The 19,026-nt window shown below is 28.4% G+C and carries 17 protein-coding genes; 4 read left to right on the top strand and 13 right to left on the bottom strand.

Annotated features, from left to right (window positions below; genetic code table 11):
- The first annotated feature begins 518 nt into the window (after positions 1-518).
- Positions 519-1,820, top strand: a complete 1,302-nt coding sequence (locus tag ACQ3F0_RS10925) for an ATP-binding protein (RefSeq protein WP_428865278.1) — start codon at positions 519-521, stop codon at positions 1,818-1,820.
- 84 nt (positions 1,821-1,904) lie between these two features.
- Here the strand turns inward: ACQ3F0_RS10925 and ACQ3F0_RS10930 are convergent, their stop codons facing one another.
- The 11 genes from ACQ3F0_RS10930 to ACQ3F0_RS10980 all read right to left on the bottom strand — a co-directional run bounded on the left by ACQ3F0_RS10930 (position 1,905) and on the right by ACQ3F0_RS10980 (position 14,122).
- Positions 1,905-2,771, bottom strand: a complete 867-nt coding sequence (locus ACQ3F0_RS10930) for an RnfABCDGE type electron transport complex subunit B (RefSeq protein ID WP_428865279.1) — start codon at positions 2,769-2,771, stop codon at positions 1,905-1,907.
- A 12-nt stretch (positions 2,772-2,783) separates the two neighbouring features.
- Positions 2,784-3,371 (bottom strand): electron transport complex subunit RsxA, encoded by a 588-nt coding sequence (gene rsxA / locus ACQ3F0_RS10935; protein WP_428865280.1) that lies wholly within the window; start codon positions 3,369-3,371, stop codon positions 2,784-2,786.
- Positions 3,372-3,983, bottom strand: a complete 612-nt coding sequence (gene rsxE, locus ACQ3F0_RS10940; protein ID WP_428865281.1) for an electron transport complex subunit RsxE — start codon at positions 3,981-3,983, stop codon at positions 3,372-3,374.
- Positions 3,984-3,985: 2 nt separating this feature from the next.
- On the bottom strand, positions 3,986-4,564 hold the full coding sequence (locus tag ACQ3F0_RS10945) for an RnfABCDGE type electron transport complex subunit G (RefSeq protein WP_428865282.1): 579 nt from the start codon (positions 4,562-4,564) through the stop codon (positions 3,986-3,988).
- On the bottom strand, positions 4,565-5,497 hold the full coding sequence (locus ACQ3F0_RS10950) for an RnfABCDGE type electron transport complex subunit D (protein ID WP_428865283.1): 933 nt from the start codon (positions 5,495-5,497) through the stop codon (positions 4,565-4,567).
- 15 nt (positions 5,498-5,512) lie between these two features.
- Positions 5,513-6,835: an electron transport complex subunit RsxC gene (rsxC, locus tag ACQ3F0_RS10955; protein ID WP_428865284.1), complete on the bottom strand. Its 1,323-nt coding sequence runs from the start codon at positions 6,833-6,835 to the stop codon at positions 5,513-5,515.
- Positions 6,836-7,327: 492 nt separating this feature from the next.
- A complete protein-coding gene (locus tag ACQ3F0_RS10960; RefSeq protein ID WP_428865285.1) occupies positions 7,328-9,235 on the bottom strand; it encodes a hypothetical protein in 1,908 nt (635 codons plus the stop codon).
- Positions 9,236-9,279: 44 nt separating this feature from the next.
- Positions 9,280-10,704, bottom strand: a complete 1,425-nt coding sequence (locus ACQ3F0_RS10965; RefSeq protein ID WP_428865286.1) for a sensor histidine kinase — start codon at positions 10,702-10,704, stop codon at positions 9,280-9,282.
- 14 nt (positions 10,705-10,718) lie between these two features.
- On the bottom strand, positions 10,719-11,369 hold the full coding sequence (locus ACQ3F0_RS10970) for a response regulator transcription factor (RefSeq protein ID WP_428865287.1): 651 nt from the start codon (positions 11,367-11,369) through the stop codon (positions 10,719-10,721).
- An 18-nt stretch (positions 11,370-11,387) separates the two neighbouring features.
- A complete protein-coding gene (locus ACQ3F0_RS10975) occupies positions 11,388-12,146 on the bottom strand; it encodes a YdcF family protein (RefSeq protein ID WP_428865288.1) in 759 nt (252 codons plus the stop codon).
- A 260-nt stretch (positions 12,147-12,406) separates the two neighbouring features.
- Positions 12,407-14,122 carry a tetratricopeptide repeat protein gene (locus ACQ3F0_RS10980; protein ID WP_428865289.1) on the bottom strand — a complete coding sequence of 572 codons (1,716 nt, stop codon included), beginning with the start codon at positions 14,120-14,122 and terminating at the stop codon, positions 12,407-12,409.
- Positions 14,123-14,485: 363 nt separating this feature from the next.
- On the opposite strand from ACQ3F0_RS10980, the gene ACQ3F0_RS10985 reads away from it, so the two are divergent.
- Both ACQ3F0_RS10985 and ACQ3F0_RS10990 read left to right on the top strand, forming a co-directional pair.
- Positions 14,486-15,844 carry a DUF1727 domain-containing protein gene (locus ACQ3F0_RS10985; protein WP_428865290.1) on the top strand — a complete coding sequence of 453 codons (1,359 nt, stop codon included), beginning with the start codon at positions 14,486-14,488 and terminating at the stop codon, positions 15,842-15,844.
- Positions 15,845-15,896: 52 nt separating this feature from the next.
- The gene (locus ACQ3F0_RS10990) at positions 15,897-16,622 is read left to right on the top strand and encodes a type 1 glutamine amidotransferase (protein ID WP_428865291.1); all 726 of its coding nucleotides are present in this window, start codon (positions 15,897-15,899) and stop codon (positions 16,620-16,622) included.
- A 132-nt stretch (positions 16,623-16,754) separates the two neighbouring features.
- Here the strand turns inward: ACQ3F0_RS10990 and ACQ3F0_RS10995 are convergent, their stop codons facing one another.
- Complete coding sequence (locus tag ACQ3F0_RS10995) at positions 16,755-17,582, bottom strand: polysaccharide deacetylase family protein (protein WP_428865292.1); 828 nt, start codon at positions 17,580-17,582, stop codon at positions 16,755-16,757.
- Between the two features lie 198 nt (positions 17,583-17,780).
- Complete coding sequence (locus ACQ3F0_RS11000) at positions 17,781-18,083, bottom strand: hypothetical protein (protein ID WP_428865293.1); 303 nt, start codon at positions 18,081-18,083, stop codon at positions 17,781-17,783.
- Positions 18,084-18,293: 210 nt separating this feature from the next.
- Between ACQ3F0_RS11000 and ACQ3F0_RS11005 the strand changes: the two genes are divergently transcribed.
- Positions 18,294-19,025, top strand: coding sequence for an HAD-IB family hydrolase (locus ACQ3F0_RS11005; protein ID WP_428865294.1), 732 nt, complete (start codon positions 18,294-18,296; stop codon positions 19,023-19,025).
- Position 19,026 lies beyond the last annotated feature (1 nt).

Genomic DNA, 19,026 nt, shown 5'->3' on the forward strand with positions numbered 1-19,026 from the left:
CTTCGTTTTGTTTTTTTACCTTTGGAAGATAAAAAAATTATAAGTTTCTGCAAATGTTTTATGATTGCAATTAGGATTATTTCAAAACATCTTTCTATTATTAATGAAGATTATAACCTTCTTATTTTGTATTGGTAAATCTTAAAACTTCACTCATAACGGGAATATACTTTTGTAGATGCTGTATTACTATAAGGACATACAACTTCATTACCAGTAGATTTCATCCATACCTTAACGGTATCTTTATTTATTTCATGTCGTATATATTCTAAATTCTTATCTAACAATTCTATAAAATCATTTATCTTAAATGTTCTCTTTTCTTTAGTTCATACCAATAAGTATACTGCATATCTATAAAGTATTTTAACTAACTTTGGAAAGAACCTACTTAAATCTATCCTAATGCTGTTGTCCCCCTTAGAAACGCTTATTTTTATACAAAAAAAATGATAAATATGATATTATTAAATTGCGTAGTAATCTTCGCAATTTAAAATAAGAGGGGCATTATAATGAAAACTATTGATAATTATTATAATATAAAAACAGATTTAAGAAATCTACTGATTTATAGAAATATTAGAAAAAATAATACTATGAAAAAATTAGAATTACTAATAACTGAATCAGCAAAAGAAAATCTAAACTATGAATTAATTTCTGAAACTTATATCTCTTTTATAGGTGATTTAATTAAAATAACTGAAGAAAGGGCCTATACTGGTAATTTACTTGGTAATTTTATTTTAAATTTAATTTTAAATGATTCTAATGTATTTGCTTTATCATGCGAAAAATATGGAAGTAATCTAGAACCATCTTTAATCAAGTTAGCAATGGAAGACTTAGAAGTTCTATATAACCTTATGAATTTAAAATTAAGTTTTTTAGACTTAATAACTAAAGTCGATAGTAGCTTTCTATTAGATTATCAACCTACTTTAAATAAAGAAAAGTATCAACCATACAAATACGAAAAATCTCAATTGATAAAATCAGAGAATTTCCACTCCTTTGCTGAACATTTAATCCAATACTACTATAAAATAGGTTCAGGTATTCTATCAAACTTCCTTGCTTTTAAATGGGATGAATTGTCAGGTATAGCCGGTATAGATAACCCTCATAAAATTGAATTAGAAAACATAATAGGATATTCTTATCAAAAAGAAACTTTAATAAAAAACACAAAAAGTTTTATAGATGGAAAAGTTGCAAATAACATTCTATTAGAAGGAGCAAGAGGTACTGGAAAGTCTTCTCTTGTAAAGGCCCTTTTGCATCATTTCCATAAAGATGGGTTAAGATTAATTGAAGTTAACAAACTACAATTCTTATACCTTAATAAAATTATGAGCCAATTAAGTAAAATGAATAAACCCTTTATTCTATTCTTAGATGATATATCTTTTGAAGACACGGAACTTGAATATAAACAAATGAAATCTATTTTAGATGGAGGTATAGAAGCAAGACCTCAAAATGTTGTTATCTATGCAACATCAAACAGAAGACACTTGGTTAAAGAAAAATGGGACGATGCTCCTGATCTCAGTCATAAAGATGAGATTCACAGTAACGATTCTATAAATGAAAAACTTTCGCTTTCAGATAGATTTGGTATTACTTTAACTTTTGTAAAGCCAAGCCAAAAAGAATACTTAGAAATTGTTTATTCTCTTGCAAAACAAAACGGAATAACATTACCACAAGAACAACTAAAGGCAGAAGCAATCAAATGGGAACTAAATCAAAATGGACGATCCGGAAGAACGGCAGAACAGTTCATAAATTATTTAATATCTACCTATTAGCTTTAAAACTTATAGGTAGATATTAAATAATAGTTGTCAACTGTAAATTGTAAACTAAAAAAGCACCCCTACGGGTGCTTTTTACTATGCTTCTTCTTTTGCTTCAGCTTTAACTGCAGCTACTTCTTTCTTAGCTTCAACCTTTTTAGGTTTTGGTTTTCTAAAATTATCAATTGCAGCAGTAGGACATTTTTTAGCACATAATCCACAATTTTTACATTTATCATAGTTAATAACTGGTAGATTATTAACCATTTCAATTGCATCAAATGGACATGCTTTAACACATAGTGTACAACCAATACATCCCACTTCACAAATTTTCTTAACTGATGCGCCCTTAGCTTTTGAGTTACAAGTAACTTTTACAAACATTCCTTTTGGCATCATCTCAATTATATTCTTAGGACATTTAGCTACACAAGCTCCACATCCAACACATTTATCTTCATCAACTACAGCAACTCCGTCAACAATATTAATTGCATCAAAGTTACAAGCTTTAACACATGAACCAAATCCCATACATCCAAATTCACAGGATTTAGGGCCGCCACCTGGTACTATTACAGCTTGAGAACAATCTCTAACTCCATAATATTCGCCTTTATCTTTTGCTTTTGATGAAGTTCCCTTACATTTAACATAAGCAACCTTCGGTGCTGAAGTATCAACTTCTACTCCTAAAATATCCCCTATTTGAGCTGCAACTTCTGAACTAGCTATTGGGCAACAATTTGGAGCTGCGCCTTCATTAACTATTGCTTCAGCATATGCATCACAGCCAGCAAATCCACATCCACCACAGTTTGCTCCAGGTAAACATTCCTTAATTTTAGGAACTAAAGGGTTAACTTCAACTGCGAATTTTTTTGATGAATAGCCTAATAATATAGCAAAAACAAAACCAAGTCCACCTAAGCTAATTATCGGTAATAGTAATTCCTTCATTTGAACCCCTCCTTATACCAAACCAGAGAATCCAAGGAATGCAATTGCCATTAATCCAGATGTGATTAATGCTATTGGTAATCCTTTTACTGCTTCTGGCATATCTGTATTTTCTTCCATTCTTTCTCTTAATCCTGCAAGTAAAACTATAGCTAACATAAAACCTAACCCAGTAGCAACTGAATAAACCAATGCTTGAAGTAGGTTAAATCCTTTATTCATATTAATAATAACCGCTCCTAAAATAGCACAGTTAGTTGTTATCAACGGTAAGAATATACCCAAAGATTTATACAAATCTGGACTAGTTTTCTTAAGTACCATTTCAACAAATTGTACCAATGATGCAATTACTAATATGAATGCAATAGTATATAAATATTCAAGTTCCAAAGGTACTAATATAAATTCAAAAATTACATATGAGAATATTGATGCAAGTCCCATAACAAATGTTACTGCCATTCCCATACCTTTTGCTGTTTCTATTTTTTTAGAAACTCCAAGGAATCCGCAGATACCAAGGAATTTTGCTAAAACAACATTGTTAACTAGTACAGCGCCTAGTATTAAAACAAAATATTCTTGTAGGATTCCCATCTATTTGCCACCTTCCTTGCTTTTTTTCATATTGTAAAGATTAAATAAAGCCATTAATATTCCAAGTGTAATAAATGCGCCAGGCGCTAATACAAATATTAATGCTGGTTGGAATGCTGCTGGTGTAACTTTAAAACCGAAAGCCATACCTGAACCTAATATTTCTCTTATAACACCTATAATAGTTAATGCTAATGTAAAACCTAATCCCATACCTAATCCATCAAAGAATGATGCTAAAGGACCATTTTTAGATGCGTAAGATTCTGCTCTACCAAGTATCATACAGTTAACAACTATAAGTGGAATGAATATTCCTAATGAATCATTCAATGCAGGAACAAATCCTTCTAATAAGAATCCAAGCAAAGTAACAAAAGTAGCTATAACTACGATAAACGCTGGAATACGAATTTTATCAGGAACTAGTTTTCTAATAAGTGAAATAACCACGTTAGCACCGATTAAAACAACCATTGAAGCAATACCCATACCAAAACCATTTTTTGCACTTGAAGTAACTGCAAGGGTAGGACACATTGCAAGAACTTGAACGAAAATTACATTTTCAGTAAATAAACCTGTTTTTAATCTTTCCATTGCAACTTTCATTATTAGTTTCCTCCCTTCAATTCATTATTATATAAATCCACAGCAGAGTTAACTGCCCCTGTAACAAAATTAGAAGTAATTGTTGCACCTGTTAATGCTTGTATTTGATTATCAGCAGATGCTTCTGTTTTTACAACCTCTAAAGCTTTTTCAGTAGATATACCTTTATACTGATCTTTGAACTCATCTTTAGTCGCATTAGCCCCAAGTCCTGGAGTTTCAGTATGAGATAAAATAGTCATTCCTGTAATAACTCCATCTTTTGAAATGCCCACCATAAGATCTATTGTTCCACCGTAACCTTCATTTTGTAATTTAATTGCATAACCTTGAACTTCATCACCTTTTTTACCTTCATTAACTTCAGTAACTAAAGTACCTTCTGGAAGTTCAATTTCCTTAACTGCAAAATTATCAGCATCAGGTAAAACAGCTATCATAGCCTCATTATTTTTCTTTATTTTCTGTTTAGCGATAGGTTCTTTTGTTATCTGGTAAACTCCACCTAAGAAAAGACCCGCAAGTGCAGTGATAATAAATAATATCACACCTAACTTTAAATTACTTTCTGACTTTTGCAATTATTTCACCTCCCCAAATACTCTAGGAGTAACATATTTATCTATTAATGGTACACATAAGTTCATAATTAAGATTGAGTAAGAAACTCCTTCTGGATATCCTCCGAAAAATCTAATAATAGTTGTAAGTAAACCGCAACCGATAGCGAATATGATTTTACCATTAGTAGTCATTGGAGAAGTTGTGTAATCAGTAGCCATAAATATAGCACCAATCATAAGTCCACCAGCCATAATTTCATATATTCCATTACCAGTCATGAATCCATCTCTACCGATAATTGTAGATAATATTAAAACTGTTCCTATATAGTAAACTGGAATATGCCATGTAATTACTTTTCTGTAAAGTAGATAAGCTAGTCCAATTAATAAAGCTAAAGCAGAAGTCTCACCAATACATCCACCGATATTACCCATAAATACAGCAGTTATATCTGGTAATGCTTCTCCACCCTCTTTTAATATTCCAAGAGGAGTAGCTGTTGTAACTCCATCAATAGTCCAAGTTGTCATTGCAACTGGATAAGAAGATACCAAAAATGCACGAGCAGCTAATGCTGGGTTTACTATGTTTTGTCCAATACCACCAAATAGTGCCTTAACTACTACCATAGCAAATATTCCGCCAATTGCAACCATCCATAATGGTAAAGTAGGAGGTACATTCATCGCTAATAAAATACCCGTAATAACTGCACTTAAATCAAGAATTTTTACAGGTCTTTTAGTGAATTTTTGCCATGCCCACTCTGAAACGACACATGAAAGTACTGCAACTATATAAAGTAGTATTGCTTGTGTTTTAAAAAATATTATTCCTGCTACCATAGCTGGAACTAATGCAATGATTACATCTCTCATAACTGACTGTATAGTTTCTTTAGAACGTATATGAGGAGATGATGAAACTGTATACAAATTTTCAGCCATTATCGTCACTCCTTATTATTTTTTCTTTCTTTTTTCTGCTAAAACAGCACGTTTAGTTGTTCTTATTGATTGAAGCAAATGTCTCTTAGCCGGACATCCATATGAACAACAACCACACTCAATACATGCAAGTCCATTCCATTTTTCAAATTCTTCATTTTCATCTCTTCTAGATAAAGAATCTAATTTTGAAGGAATTAAATTCATCGGACAAGCATCTACACATTTACCACATCTAATACAATTATCTTCTTGTGGAAGCGCAGCTTGAGCTTTTGTTAAAGCTAGAACACCAGAGCATCCTTTAATAGCTGGAACCTCTAAAGTGGAAATAGTCATACCCATCATAGGCCCACCTGAAATAACTTTTTCAGGATCTTCTTTGAATCCACCACATTCTTCAACCAATTCTTTAAAAGACATACCCATTCTAATTCTCATATTTTTAGGATCAGCAACCGCTTCACCTGTAACTGTAACAACATTATAAATTGAAGGAATACCTTTAACTACAGCATTGTAAATATCTAATACTGTTGATACATTTTGTACTATACAACCAACATCAGCTGGTAATCTTCCTACAGGAACTTCTCTTTTATTAACTGCATAAATTAATTGTTTTTCAGCTCCCTGTGGATATTTTGTTTGAAGTGGCATTACAAAGATACTATCAATATCTTTTACTGCATCTTCCATAGCTTTAATAGCATCAGGTTTATTATTCTCTATTCCGATATATCCTTTAGCTTCTGGATACATGTGAAGAATAATCTTTAACCCTTCAACAATTTTGTCTGTTTCTTCTAGCATAACTCTGTGGTCACAAGTTAAGTATGGTTCACATTCTGCACCATTTAAAACAATTGAATCAATTTTTTTGTCTGGAGGTGGTGCGAGCTTTACGTTTGCTGGGAAACAAGCTCCCCCCATTCCTACTATTCCTGCCTCTTTAACAATTTCAATAATTTCTTCTTTAGACATTTCCTTATAATCTTTGTTTTTAGGAAATTCTATTTCTTCATATTGGTAATCGTTTTCCACAATTACTGCTGCTGCCTTATTTCCAGATGGTAATAAAACCTCATCAATTTTTTTAACAGTACCAGAAATACTACTGTGGATGTTTGCAGAAATAAAACCTTTTGCTTGTCCTATCTTTTGTCCTACTAAAACGCGATCTCCTTTTTTCACTAAACACTCAGCTGGTGCTCCTATATGCTGAGCCATAGGAAATACTAATGTATCTTTTGGTTCAATATCTACTATTTCTTTTTTCTCAGAAAGATATTTCCCATGAGGTGGATGAACGCCTTTTTTAAATGTAAATAATTTCATATGAATCCTCCTATTCTATAGAATTGTTTTTGCAGAGTTTCTCATGTAAAACTTAATATATATCAAAATCTAAATATTAATAAATTTAGTCTTAAATAGATTACTGTTAAACCAGAAACTCTTTAAGAATCTAGCAGGAAATAAAAGTCTATTATATATAATAGCTATTAAGCTTTTACACACACAACTATATAATACCTCTATATTTTGAAAATTTCAAAAGGTATTTTTTCCAAAACACTAAATCATTAATTTGTACTAAAAAGTAACTCAAACAATATTATAACATAATTATAATAACACATTTTTTTTATTTTTATACATTTTACATAATAATAAAAGTTTTCTGACATTTAAACAGAACTTAGTTAAAATTTTCACATTCATTAGGTTATGTGTGCTATACTATTGAAATCATTACTACATATACTAAATAAATGTAAAAAAATTTCTATTTTTATTTCACACTTAAAATAAAAATAGAAATCGTATTTAAAATAGATTGCTCATTCTTTCTTTTTCCAATTCAACAGGAATCCACTTGCTTTCATCTTTCTTTAAAATCATTTTATATATTTCTTCTTTATTATTCTCCCTTGCTATCAAATATACTTTACAGTAATTAGAATATTCTTGATTATAACTCAAATGTGGTTCACTCATTTTCCAAAATTGAATTTGTCCTATTTCAACCTCTTTCTCCTTTAGCTCCTGACTAAACTCCAATCCTACCATTGAAGAGTCTAACAGCATCCCCTTAGTAGTATATTCTTTAGCTGTACTAAAAACTTTTTCTCTTTCTTTAGAATTTGGGAAAGTAGAAATTCCTGTAAGATACCACTTTTTATTATTTTCTACCATAGAAAAACTATGTTCATTATATGATAATGTACCAAATGAATCTTTTACTTCTATTTCAGCATAAATATTTGCCATATTTTTTTCATTTAATCTATATTTATTAATATTATTTAACTTTATGGTTATTTCGTATTCTTTTTTTACAGGTTCAACATAATTTTCTTCAATATATTTAATAGCATCATATTTAGCCCACTGCTCAGGATCTTTTGAATCAATAATATATTTTTCTAAATTTTCTTTATCTTTCTCTCCTGTTAAAATGTACTTATATCCAACGTCTATTGCACCTCTCAAAGCGCACATAATATCTTTATGTTCATTATTTTCTTCAGAAGTGTGACTTTCTTTTTTATTACCACTTTCAACAACTGTCAATTCCTCAATATTAAATACCTCTCTATTTGGCAAATCAAAATAGAGTTTTTTACCATCCGGTGTTACCGTAAAAGAGCTGCTGCCAACAACCTCTTCCTTAATTTTTTTCCCTGTACTGTCGACAATACATAATAAATAACTATTATCTTCTTTTTCTTTATTAGAAATTGTATATGCAAATCCTCCGTTACTAATAAATTTCGCTTCATAAACAAATTTATCAGTAATCTTTTCTATATTTTTTAACTCAAAAATATTCTCAATATAATAAAGTCCAAATCCAATATTACCCACTTGAAGAAGAGATTTTTTATAATTGTCTCTAAATCTAAATTCAAAAATATTATTTTCACCAATGTACTTATCGTCAATTATTTCATGAACTATTTTCCCTTCATCATTAACTAATACTGTTCTTACTTCTGGCATAACATTATCAGCATTCGTATTGTAGGGAGCAACTACATTTGCATAAAAATAATTGTTATCTAATTTACCTTTATAATATATAAGTTCATCATTATAATATGATTCTCTCTTTTTCCCTGAATTCACATAATAAATCGAACCATTAGCTAATGTAGGATTTTCAGTATATATTTTCATATCATCTTGTGACCATTCAAAATAATTAATATAAGCGTCCTCTTTTAATTCTTTTTCTGACATAACTAATTTGTTATTCTCATTATCATATATAATTAATTTTCCACTTCCGTTAAATGCAACCTTGTCACCTTTGTTATTCCACTTTACAGTAGTAAAGAAAGGAACAAAATCCTTAATTTGTGTAGTCTTTTTATTCTCAATATCGATTTTTTTTAGACTATAAATTCCACCATTTTCTCCTTTTATATAAACCTTTAATTTTTCTCTCCCAACTGAATTTAATTCAAGATAGAAAATTTCTTTTTTATCTTTTGAAATAGTCAAAGGAATCTGTCCTTCTTCTAATCTTATAGAAGTATCCACAAAAATTTCATTACCCTCAATTTCATCTGAAATTTCTGATTTACCAAAAGAAATCAAAGAATTCTCTTCAGCTTCATATCCTACATCATAAGCTATATCATCTTTTATACTTCTGAGAGCGCATGAAGAAGAAAATAGCATCAACAAACCACTTACTAATATTGTGTTTATCACATTTTTTCTAGTCATATCTCATTTCCTCCTAGCTAACCTTTGCCACCTAAAATGATATTTTATTTTTGAGTTTTCTTATTATTATTGAAATAAACTCTAATTTCCGTTCCCTTATTGGATTCGCTTTCAATTTTCATTTCGGCACTGTGTCTCATCACGATTTCTTTACATATTGTTAACCCTAATCCAACTCCACCTTCTTTTCTAGATCGTGATTTATTAACTCTATAGAATGGTTCTGTTATTTTTTCTAATTCTTCTTTATCCATTCCAACTCCAAAATCTTTTATATAAATAATCTTATCTCCATTAATATCTTCATTCCCAATAATTATCTTACCATCTAGGTTCGATGCTTTTATTGCATTTTCTAATATATTTATGAATAATTGCTTCAGTAATGCCCTGTCACCGTTAATAAATACTTCTTTATCTTCTATAAAAACATTAATTCCTTTATTTTTGGCCTTTATATCTAAAACCGATTTTACATCTTTTAATAAATCAGAAGAATCAATTTCTTCGAACACTACATCTTCTTCTCTAACCAAAATAAGATTCATCAAAGTCTTTGAAAGCTTTAGCATTCTATTTCCTTCAGAATAAATATACCCTAACCCTTTATCAAATTTCCCTTTATCATAATTCATATCTCTTAAAATATCAGCATATCCTATAATCGATGTCAACGGAGTTCTGATTTCATGAGTTAAATCATCAATAAATATCTGTTTATTTTCAGATTCCAATTCTAATTCTTTTATTTGCGATTGTATTTTGTCTGCCATTTTATTAAATTCAATAGCTAATTCACATATTTCATCTGAAGATGTTATTTCCACTCTTTTTTCATAATTACCTGCTGAAATCTGTCTAACTGTTTGAGACAAATTAGTTATTGGTTTGATTACATAATTAGTAAGAACTCCTGTAACCATTGCTATTATTACAAACCCTATTAGGCCAACTAAAATAAAAAAAGAATATTGTTTATCCTTTTCCAGATCTACATAATTTATGTCTTTAATATATGAAACCACCACTCTATTGTTATTAATTTCTATATAAGAATTAATAAACAAATAATGTTTATCCTCAATGGTTTTAAGTATATAATTATCTTTTTTAGTACCTAAAGCCCTTTTTATATCAATTCTATTAAACAATATCAACTCTTTTGTATTTGATGCAAGTATTTGAAGCTCATCTCCAAAAATCTGAAAATAGCTTTTATCATTATAAAATACTTCAATTATCCTTTGGCTATATTCTCTAGTGGATAATGTCGTAGCATTCTGCTTATCTAAAACGTTTAGATACAACCCTATATTATCCTTAATATTTTGAGCTTCTAAAATACTTCTATTAACTTCTCTATTTAATAGATTATTGTAAGAATTCTCGGTAATTGTGATACCGGTAATAAATAAAGTAGTAATATATATCCCGATACATAAGAGTGATATTTTCCATCTAAACCTCATGATATTCCTCCAAGTTATTCTTCAAACCTGTATCCAATTTTATAAATAGTTTTTATTTTCTCTGTATCTAATTTTTTTCTGATTCTCTGTACATGCATATCAATAGTTCTAGTACAACCTAGATAATCATAATTCCATACTTTCCTTAATAGTTTTTCTCTAGTTAACACAGTTCCTTTATTTAAGACCAATATACTTAATAATTCAAATTCTTTAGGTGTTAGCTCAATCTCAACACCATCTTTAATTACCTTTCTCTCCTCAAGATAAACTTGTATCCCATCAAAATTAATTATCTTTTTACCATTCGTCGTTCTTCTAATAAGTGCTTTTATTCTTGCAACAAGTTCAGGATTTTCAAATGGTTTCGTTAAATAATCATCTGCTCCTGAATTTAACCCCTTAATTTTGTCTTTTAATCCGTCCTTTGCAGTAAGCATTATCACCGGTTTATTATTTTTCTTTATATGAGGCAGTAGTTCGTATCCATTTATTTTAGGAAGCATAATATCCAAAACAACAAGATTATAATCTCCTCTTATTATTTTTTCAAGCCCTACTTTACCGTCTAAAGCATAATCTGTATCGTATCCAGCCATTTCCAAATTTAATTTAATCAAATCTAATATTGGCTCTTCATCTTCTATTATTAAAATCTTATACATTACTTTTCCTCCTAAAACTTAAACTTTATCAAAAATTACGGATTTGATAAAAGCAAAATATTCTCTTACATAAAAATTAGGTGCTGCATAAATATATGATTTTGCTGCAATTCCTTTTACATCTAGTCCAACTCTTTTAGCAAGAAACTCTGCTCTATAAACATGAAATCCATTTGTTATCAATGCAACTTCATCTATTTTTATATTCTCAATTTTATCTAAAATATCTTTGGAATAAATTAAATTCTCCATTGTACTTGTTGACTTATCTTCCATTATTATCTTCTCTTCTTTTATTCCTTTTTCAATAAGATAAGCTTTCATAGCTTTTGCCTCAGATATATCTTCATCAGGACCTTTTCCTCCAGATACTATAACTTTTGTATCTGGATAAAGACTTAAATATTCTAATGCTTTTTCCATCCTATCGCTAAGCATCTTCGACATAGTACTTCCTCTTAACCCAGCTCCTAATACAATTAAATAATCCGCTTTCTCCATTTTATTATAAACACTTTTGCTAATTATAATAGTTTCAAAAATTAAAAATGTAGAAAACAGAAATAAAATACTCATTGATAATGAAATTTTAAAAGTTTTATTAATATGTATATTTACCAAGCCTTTACTTCTCATAAAAATATATATTGACACGCAAAAAAATGCTACACCCATAATAATCCAAAATTTAGAAAAACTCATCCACCAAACTACACCATAATAAGAAAAGCTTAAAATACCTAATATTATAAAAAGAATTGAAAACCCCTTTTCCATTAATATCCTCCTATGAGTCGGCTTATGAATTAGTTCTACTTTTTATTCAAAAATATCGAATGTTTAACGATTTTTTTAATAAATTTAGTAGAAATTATTCTTAAACGATCTCTTTCTTTAACTTTAGATTTATCCCTAATGTAGATAGACTTTCTTTATACTATCATTTTAACACTATACTATAAAAATTCGCTTATTTAAATTGTAAATAAGTTGTATAAAATAAAAGAGCTTGAAGAATTTACTTCAAGCTCTTTTATTTAAAACAATAATACAAACTCTGGAACCGTAACTTTATCATTTGGTCTACCATTTTCAATAGATTCTATAATTAATTTTGCTTTCTCAAAATTTTCAGTAACAATCTTTTTATAATAATCATCTGTAAACTCATCTAGCCCAGCAAATGCCTTCTGCAAGTTATAATAGCCTCTATGAATATCATCTGTAAAAGAAATGTAATAACTGCCCGCATTATTCAATGTAAGTATATCATTTTCATCTAACTTATATGCATCTCGAAGTTCAGAAATACCTTCTTCTCCATTACCCTGTGTTAATAATAAAGATCCTAAAGTCCTATGATATTTGCCTTCATTAGGATTCAACTCTATACATTTCCTTAAAATTTCAATTCCTTTATCAATTTCACCTTTATTCACGTCTATAATAGCTAAATTATATTGAATTTCAGGTTCATTAGAATTCAAAGTTTTAGCTTCTAAATATAATTCTTGAGCCTTGTCCAATCCATCTGCTCTTTGCAAATATATATTAGCTAAATTATCAATTATATAATAATTATAAGGTTCTGCAAACCTTCCTACCCAAATATATGAATTGATTTTCTCCCCTTCGCCTGATCTAATTAAAATTTCCGGCATCAAAAAAGAATAATTATCAGTATAGCTTTGATTTTTTTCAATTGACTTTTGAGCATAACTTTTAGCATTTTCTATATCACCTTGATTAATACTCAGCCATGCTGCAGTATGATATACTCTATAATCATCATTGCTTGAAGCAAGAGCTTCGTTTATTGTCTCAGTAGCTTTAGCTGACTCTCCTAAATTATTTAAAGCCATAGCTTTTATTAGCTTAGTTTCTAAACTTATAATATCTTTTTCTTCTAATTGCTTAAGTAAATTGATAGAACCTCTTGCTGTTTTTGCATCATCTGAGTAAATTTTAGCCAACCACATTTTATATGCAACTTCATCAGGGCTTTCATTCAGTAAATTATTTATATACTCAATATTTGCTTTTTTATTGTACACTGATGTATGAGCTAAAACATCGTATATTTTAAATTCATCATGATTCAAGTCCCACGCTTTTTTTAATAATTCAAATCCCTTTTCCCTATTGCCAACTATCATATACATCATTGCGTATTCAGACAAATCGTACGCAGAAAGTGTATCCACTGGATATGTTGAGATCATTAATTGAGCTTTTTCATTCTCTCCTTTTGTCAAGTAAACTGCTAATAGAGTTTTTATAAGATCTTTGTTTTCTTTGTTAATTTCAAAATATTTTTCTCCATCACTTAATGCAGAATCAATTTCTCCTATAAGATACTCATTTGTCACAATAGAATACAAAACCTTATCATCGGTATTTTTTGTATCTTTGGTCTTTTTTATGTACTCTTTTGCACCATCTATATCACCATTGAAATTATATGCTTCTGACAAATATATATTTTTTAAAGCTTCTATTCTATTTTCATCATATAACTTAGTTGTATCAATTTCATTATATTTTTCTATAGCTTTCTCAAAATCCCCATTGTGAAAAAAGGTTTTTCCTTCAGAAAGTTTAACTTCACTTTGCTGAATCAATAATTTGTTGTTTTCTTCTGCCTTTTTAGTAATTACTCTTTTTACGTAAAATCCCAAAAGAATTACTACAACAATACTCAAAGATGCAATAATTGCAATCTTTTTATTCACTTCTTTATTTAATATCTTCATTATTTCTCTCCTTTTCACACATTATACTCTTATCTTAACAAATTTTATAATAAAAAGCTATAAAGATTCTATTTCAACTATCACTTAAGTATCTTTAACCAATTTCTTATTTATTTCTAAAATTTTTTTTACGTCAATTTATCTATTTAACAATCAAATTTCTAGCTATTTTATAAACATATAAAGTAGCTACATATAACTCTAATACGAAATTTTGATGAAAAATAAGGTAATAAACAAAATAGACTCAAATTGTTAATTATTCCCATTTTGTGGATAACATGATACAATTTTCATATGCATTATTTGGAATGTTGTAATATTTCTTTATTGAATTGGAAATAATTAATAATAACTTTAGATTTGGAGGTACTTACATTGAAATTTCACCTTACTGTTTTTATATCTAAAATTGCAATGATACTCGCGAAATTACTATTTAATGGAGGAACAAACTTTCCTGGCAAAATTGCATTAAAACTTCATAATAATATTTTAAAGAAATTAGCACAAAATTATAATGTGTTAGTTATCACTGGAACTAATGGTAAAACTACTACTACTAGTATGGTGTACAACATTATAAAAAACTACGATACAGATGTTATAACCAATAGCACAGGTGCAAATATGTTATCAGGTATAGTTTCTTGTTTTATTCAAAATTACTCAATATTTAACAATAAAAAAAACAGGTATGCTGTTATTGAAGTAGATGAAGCAAATTTAAAGTTTGTAACTGAATATATATCCCCCAGTATAATAGCAATTACAAATCTTTTTCGAGACCAAATGGATAGATATGGTGAAGTATATACTACACTCGAAAAATTACTAGAGGGTATACGAAAAAGTCCTGAATCAACTTTGATTTTAAATGGTGATGAATCTTTACTTGGTAATTTAGATGTAATAAATAAAAAAATCTATTTCGGCTTTAAGTGCCCCATTGACAACAACAAAGAAATCACTTTGAATTCAGATGCAAAGTTTTGCAAAATTTGCAATCATCCTTATAAATACAAGTATGTAACTTACAATCATTTAGGTAACTTTTATTGTTCAAAATGTGGATATAAAAGACCGACATTAAATTATTCTGTTAGCAAAATTAACGGTTTTACATCACATGGTTCTTCAATAGAAATTGATAATTATCCTTTTACTATAAACCAAAGTGGTACTTATAATGTTTATAATTCTCTTTGTGCTTATAGTATTACAAAATATTTAAATTTTCCAATTGAAACTATAACCTATACTCTTGAAAATTTATCAAGTACATTTGGAAGACAAGAAATAGTGGATATTAATGGGAAAAACTTAAAAATTATATTGGTTAAAAACCCAGCCGGTTTCGATGAAGCATTAAAATCAGTAAATCTAGATTCCACAAATAAAAGTCTTGCTTTACTTTTAAATGATAATTATGCAGACGGCACTGATGTGTCATGGATTTGGGATGTATGTTTCGAAGATTTAAATCATAAAAGAATTGATGACGTTCTTGTATCGGGGATTAGATTATACGATATGGGCATTAGATTAAAAGTTGCAGGATTAAATGAAGACTCATTTAATATCTGTGATAACTATGATAAATTATTAAAATCAATCCAAACAAATAAAAACAATAATATTTATATGTTAGCAACATATACTGCAATGATAAGCTTCAGAAAATTTTTGAACAGCAAAGGATATATAAAAAAGCTATGGTAAAAGACCAATGAAAGAAGCAGTGCACTGTGCACTAAAAAAAGGGGTGTTTTTTATGGAGTTAAATATTTGTCATATGTACCCAGACTTACTTAATGTATATGGGGATATAGGAAATATACTTATATTAAAATATAGAGCTCAAAAAAGGGGGATTAAAGTAAATATTCTAAATGTTTCTATTAACAATAAGTTTGAGTTAAATAAGTATGATATCGTTTTTTTTGGTGGGGGTCAAGATTACGAACAATCAATTGTTTCTAAGGATTTAAACAATAAAAAGAAAAAGGCTATTATTGATTATATTGAAAATAATAGAGTTTTCTTATCTATTTGCGGAGGGTATCAACTACTTGGTAAATATTACGAAACTGGTGTAGGAAATCAAATTGAAGGCTTAGACGCTTTAGATATTTACACCAAAGCAGGTAAAAAAAGATTCATTGGAAATACTATTATATTTAATAATGAATATAAAGAAACTTATGTAGGCTTTGAAAATCATTCTGGTAGAACATATATTGGTTCACTAAAACCTTTAGGTAAAGTATTAGCTGGTTATGGGAATAACGGAGAAGATGGTTTAGAAGGATGTATCTATAAAAATACATTTTGTACTTACTTCCACGGATCCCTTTTATCCAAAAATCCTGAATTGGCTGATAGGCTATTATCCTTAGCACTAAAAAATAAATATGGAAGTTTTATCTTACCTCCTTTAGATGATAATTTTGAGTTGAAGGCAAAAAATTTCATTATTTCTAGGGAAAAAGTACAATAGAAAAGAAAAATACATATATATCTAAAAATCACTAAATTTCACTAAGAATTTTTTATTACATCGATTTTAAAGCTATATATGTTTTTTCTAGACACTTAAGGATGAATTTATAAATCACTTTACTGCAAAAACTTATTTATTTATTTTTTTAATTATCTCTTTATTTATCAATTTTTCGTTAATCATTTTATCATAATCTTCTCTTGAAATATTATTAAATGTTTTAAACTCATATCCTTTATTTGTGTAGTATTCAATAATCTTAGGAAGTACTTCAACTGTTGTTTTTTTGTAATAAGAGTCATGCATTAACAGTACAATTATATCACTTTTGAGCTCAATTTTTTCTGTTTGTGTTTTTACATTGTTAAATAATTTATAGCTAGGAATATTCCTTCCTAATGCATCATTTGAACATACATTCCACCCCACGTAATTTATATTATTTTCTTTGAGATACTCAATAATACCATTCATATTATTTTTGTTTGATGCATTATTATGTGTTCCTCCTGGAATTCTGATATATGAAACAGGGCTTTCTCCAACTATTTTTTTTATACTTTCATTACACTTTTCCAAGTCAACTTTATAATTTTCAACATTTGTAAATATTTTATCGTATTCATGAGTATAGGTATGTGAGGCAATACACATTCCGCTATCATATAATTTTTTTACTACATCCTCATATTCTTCAGCTTTATTACCAATCACAAAAAAGGTTGCCTTTATATTATATTTATTTAGTATTTTCAATATTTTTTCAGTATTATTAATAGAAGGTCCATCATCAAAAGTAATATATATAGTTTTGTGATTAGATTTTAACTCTCTCTCTTCTTCAAATGTACTCTCAATTAATGGAATAGCATATACACTTTTTACAAAAGGTAATATATCAAATAAATTAATTAACAAAACCAAAATAATAACTTTTATAACATATTTGTTTTCCATAATAGCTCCTTCTCTAATGTTAATCCATTTAGTTATAGCATATGTAAAAGTTATTAAATAAAACAGTGTAATTAATTGTAATAAATTTATTATTTACCAAGATCTAAATCATATATCCTTTTTGGAACCACTGAAGGATGAATTTATAAATTTATAATCATAAAAAAAACTCAGTAGTGTTAACTGAGTTTGATTAGTCTAAATATGTGGATATAATTGAATAAATTTGAATCCTACTAATAAAATACCCATGTAAATTATTGAAAAAAACCAGAAAATTATATTTTGTCCAATTTTATTTTTAATTCCTTTTGATTTATTATATATAATTTTTATAATTGATATTATCAAAGCAATACCTATTAGTATCATTGATGCTAGACTACCTGCCATCATTCTACTGGAATTTCCGCCACCAACTGATTCATATATTAAATACACAGTCACAAATTGAACAATAAGTGCAGCAAATACAAAATACATAGGTCTTATTCTCTTCATATAAATCCCCCAATTCTAGTGCTTCGTTGTGTTTAACTAAATCTCAATAATATTATAACATATAATATAGAAACTTAAATATGAATATATGACAAAAAATGATTCTATTCAAATACTTTAACAAATGCTTTAACAAAATCTTCATTTTATTTCACAAAAAACATTTAATGATTTATTATAATATTACATAGAATAATAAGGAGGTTTTTTATGAGTAAAATTGCAGCTGCATTTTTCGACATCGATGGTACTTTATATAGAGAAGGATTAATTACAGAAATTTTTAAAAAGCTGATAAAATCTGAAATCATTGATAGTGAAAGGTGGTATAACGAAGTTAGAGATCATTATATAAAATGGGATAAAAGAATAGGTAACTATGATAATTATTTATTAAAAATGGCTGAAATCTATGTAGAAGCTATAAAAGGACTTCATAAAACTCAGGTTGATTTTATAGCTAAAAAAGTCATAGACCAAAAAGGTGATAGAGTTTATACCTATACAAGAGATAAAATAAATTGGCATAAATCTCAAGGTCATAAAGTAATAACAATTTCAGGAAGTCCTAATGAATTAGTAAAAGAAATGTCAATTAAATTTGGATTTGATGATTTTATTGGTACCAAATATCTCATGGACGATAACAAAATTTACACTGGTAATGTATTACCAATGTGGGATAGCGAAAGCAAAAAAAATGCTATTAACTTTTTTGTGCAAAAATATAATATAGATTTAACAAAAAGTTATGCTTATGGTGACACTGCTGGGGACTTTGGAATGTTAAGTATGGTAAATAACCCAACAGCAATTAATCCTACAAGAGAATTACTAACTAAAATATCTAACCATGTTGAACTAGCTAAAAATATCAAAATTGTTGTGGAAAGAAAAGATGTTATTTACAATTTAAATATTACTAGTGTTCATTTGGTCTAGA

The organism is Clostridium sediminicola (assembly GCF_050402865.1).
Taxonomy (GTDB): Bacteria; Bacillota; Clostridia; order Clostridiales; family Clostridiaceae; genus Clostridium_AF; species Clostridium_AF sediminicola.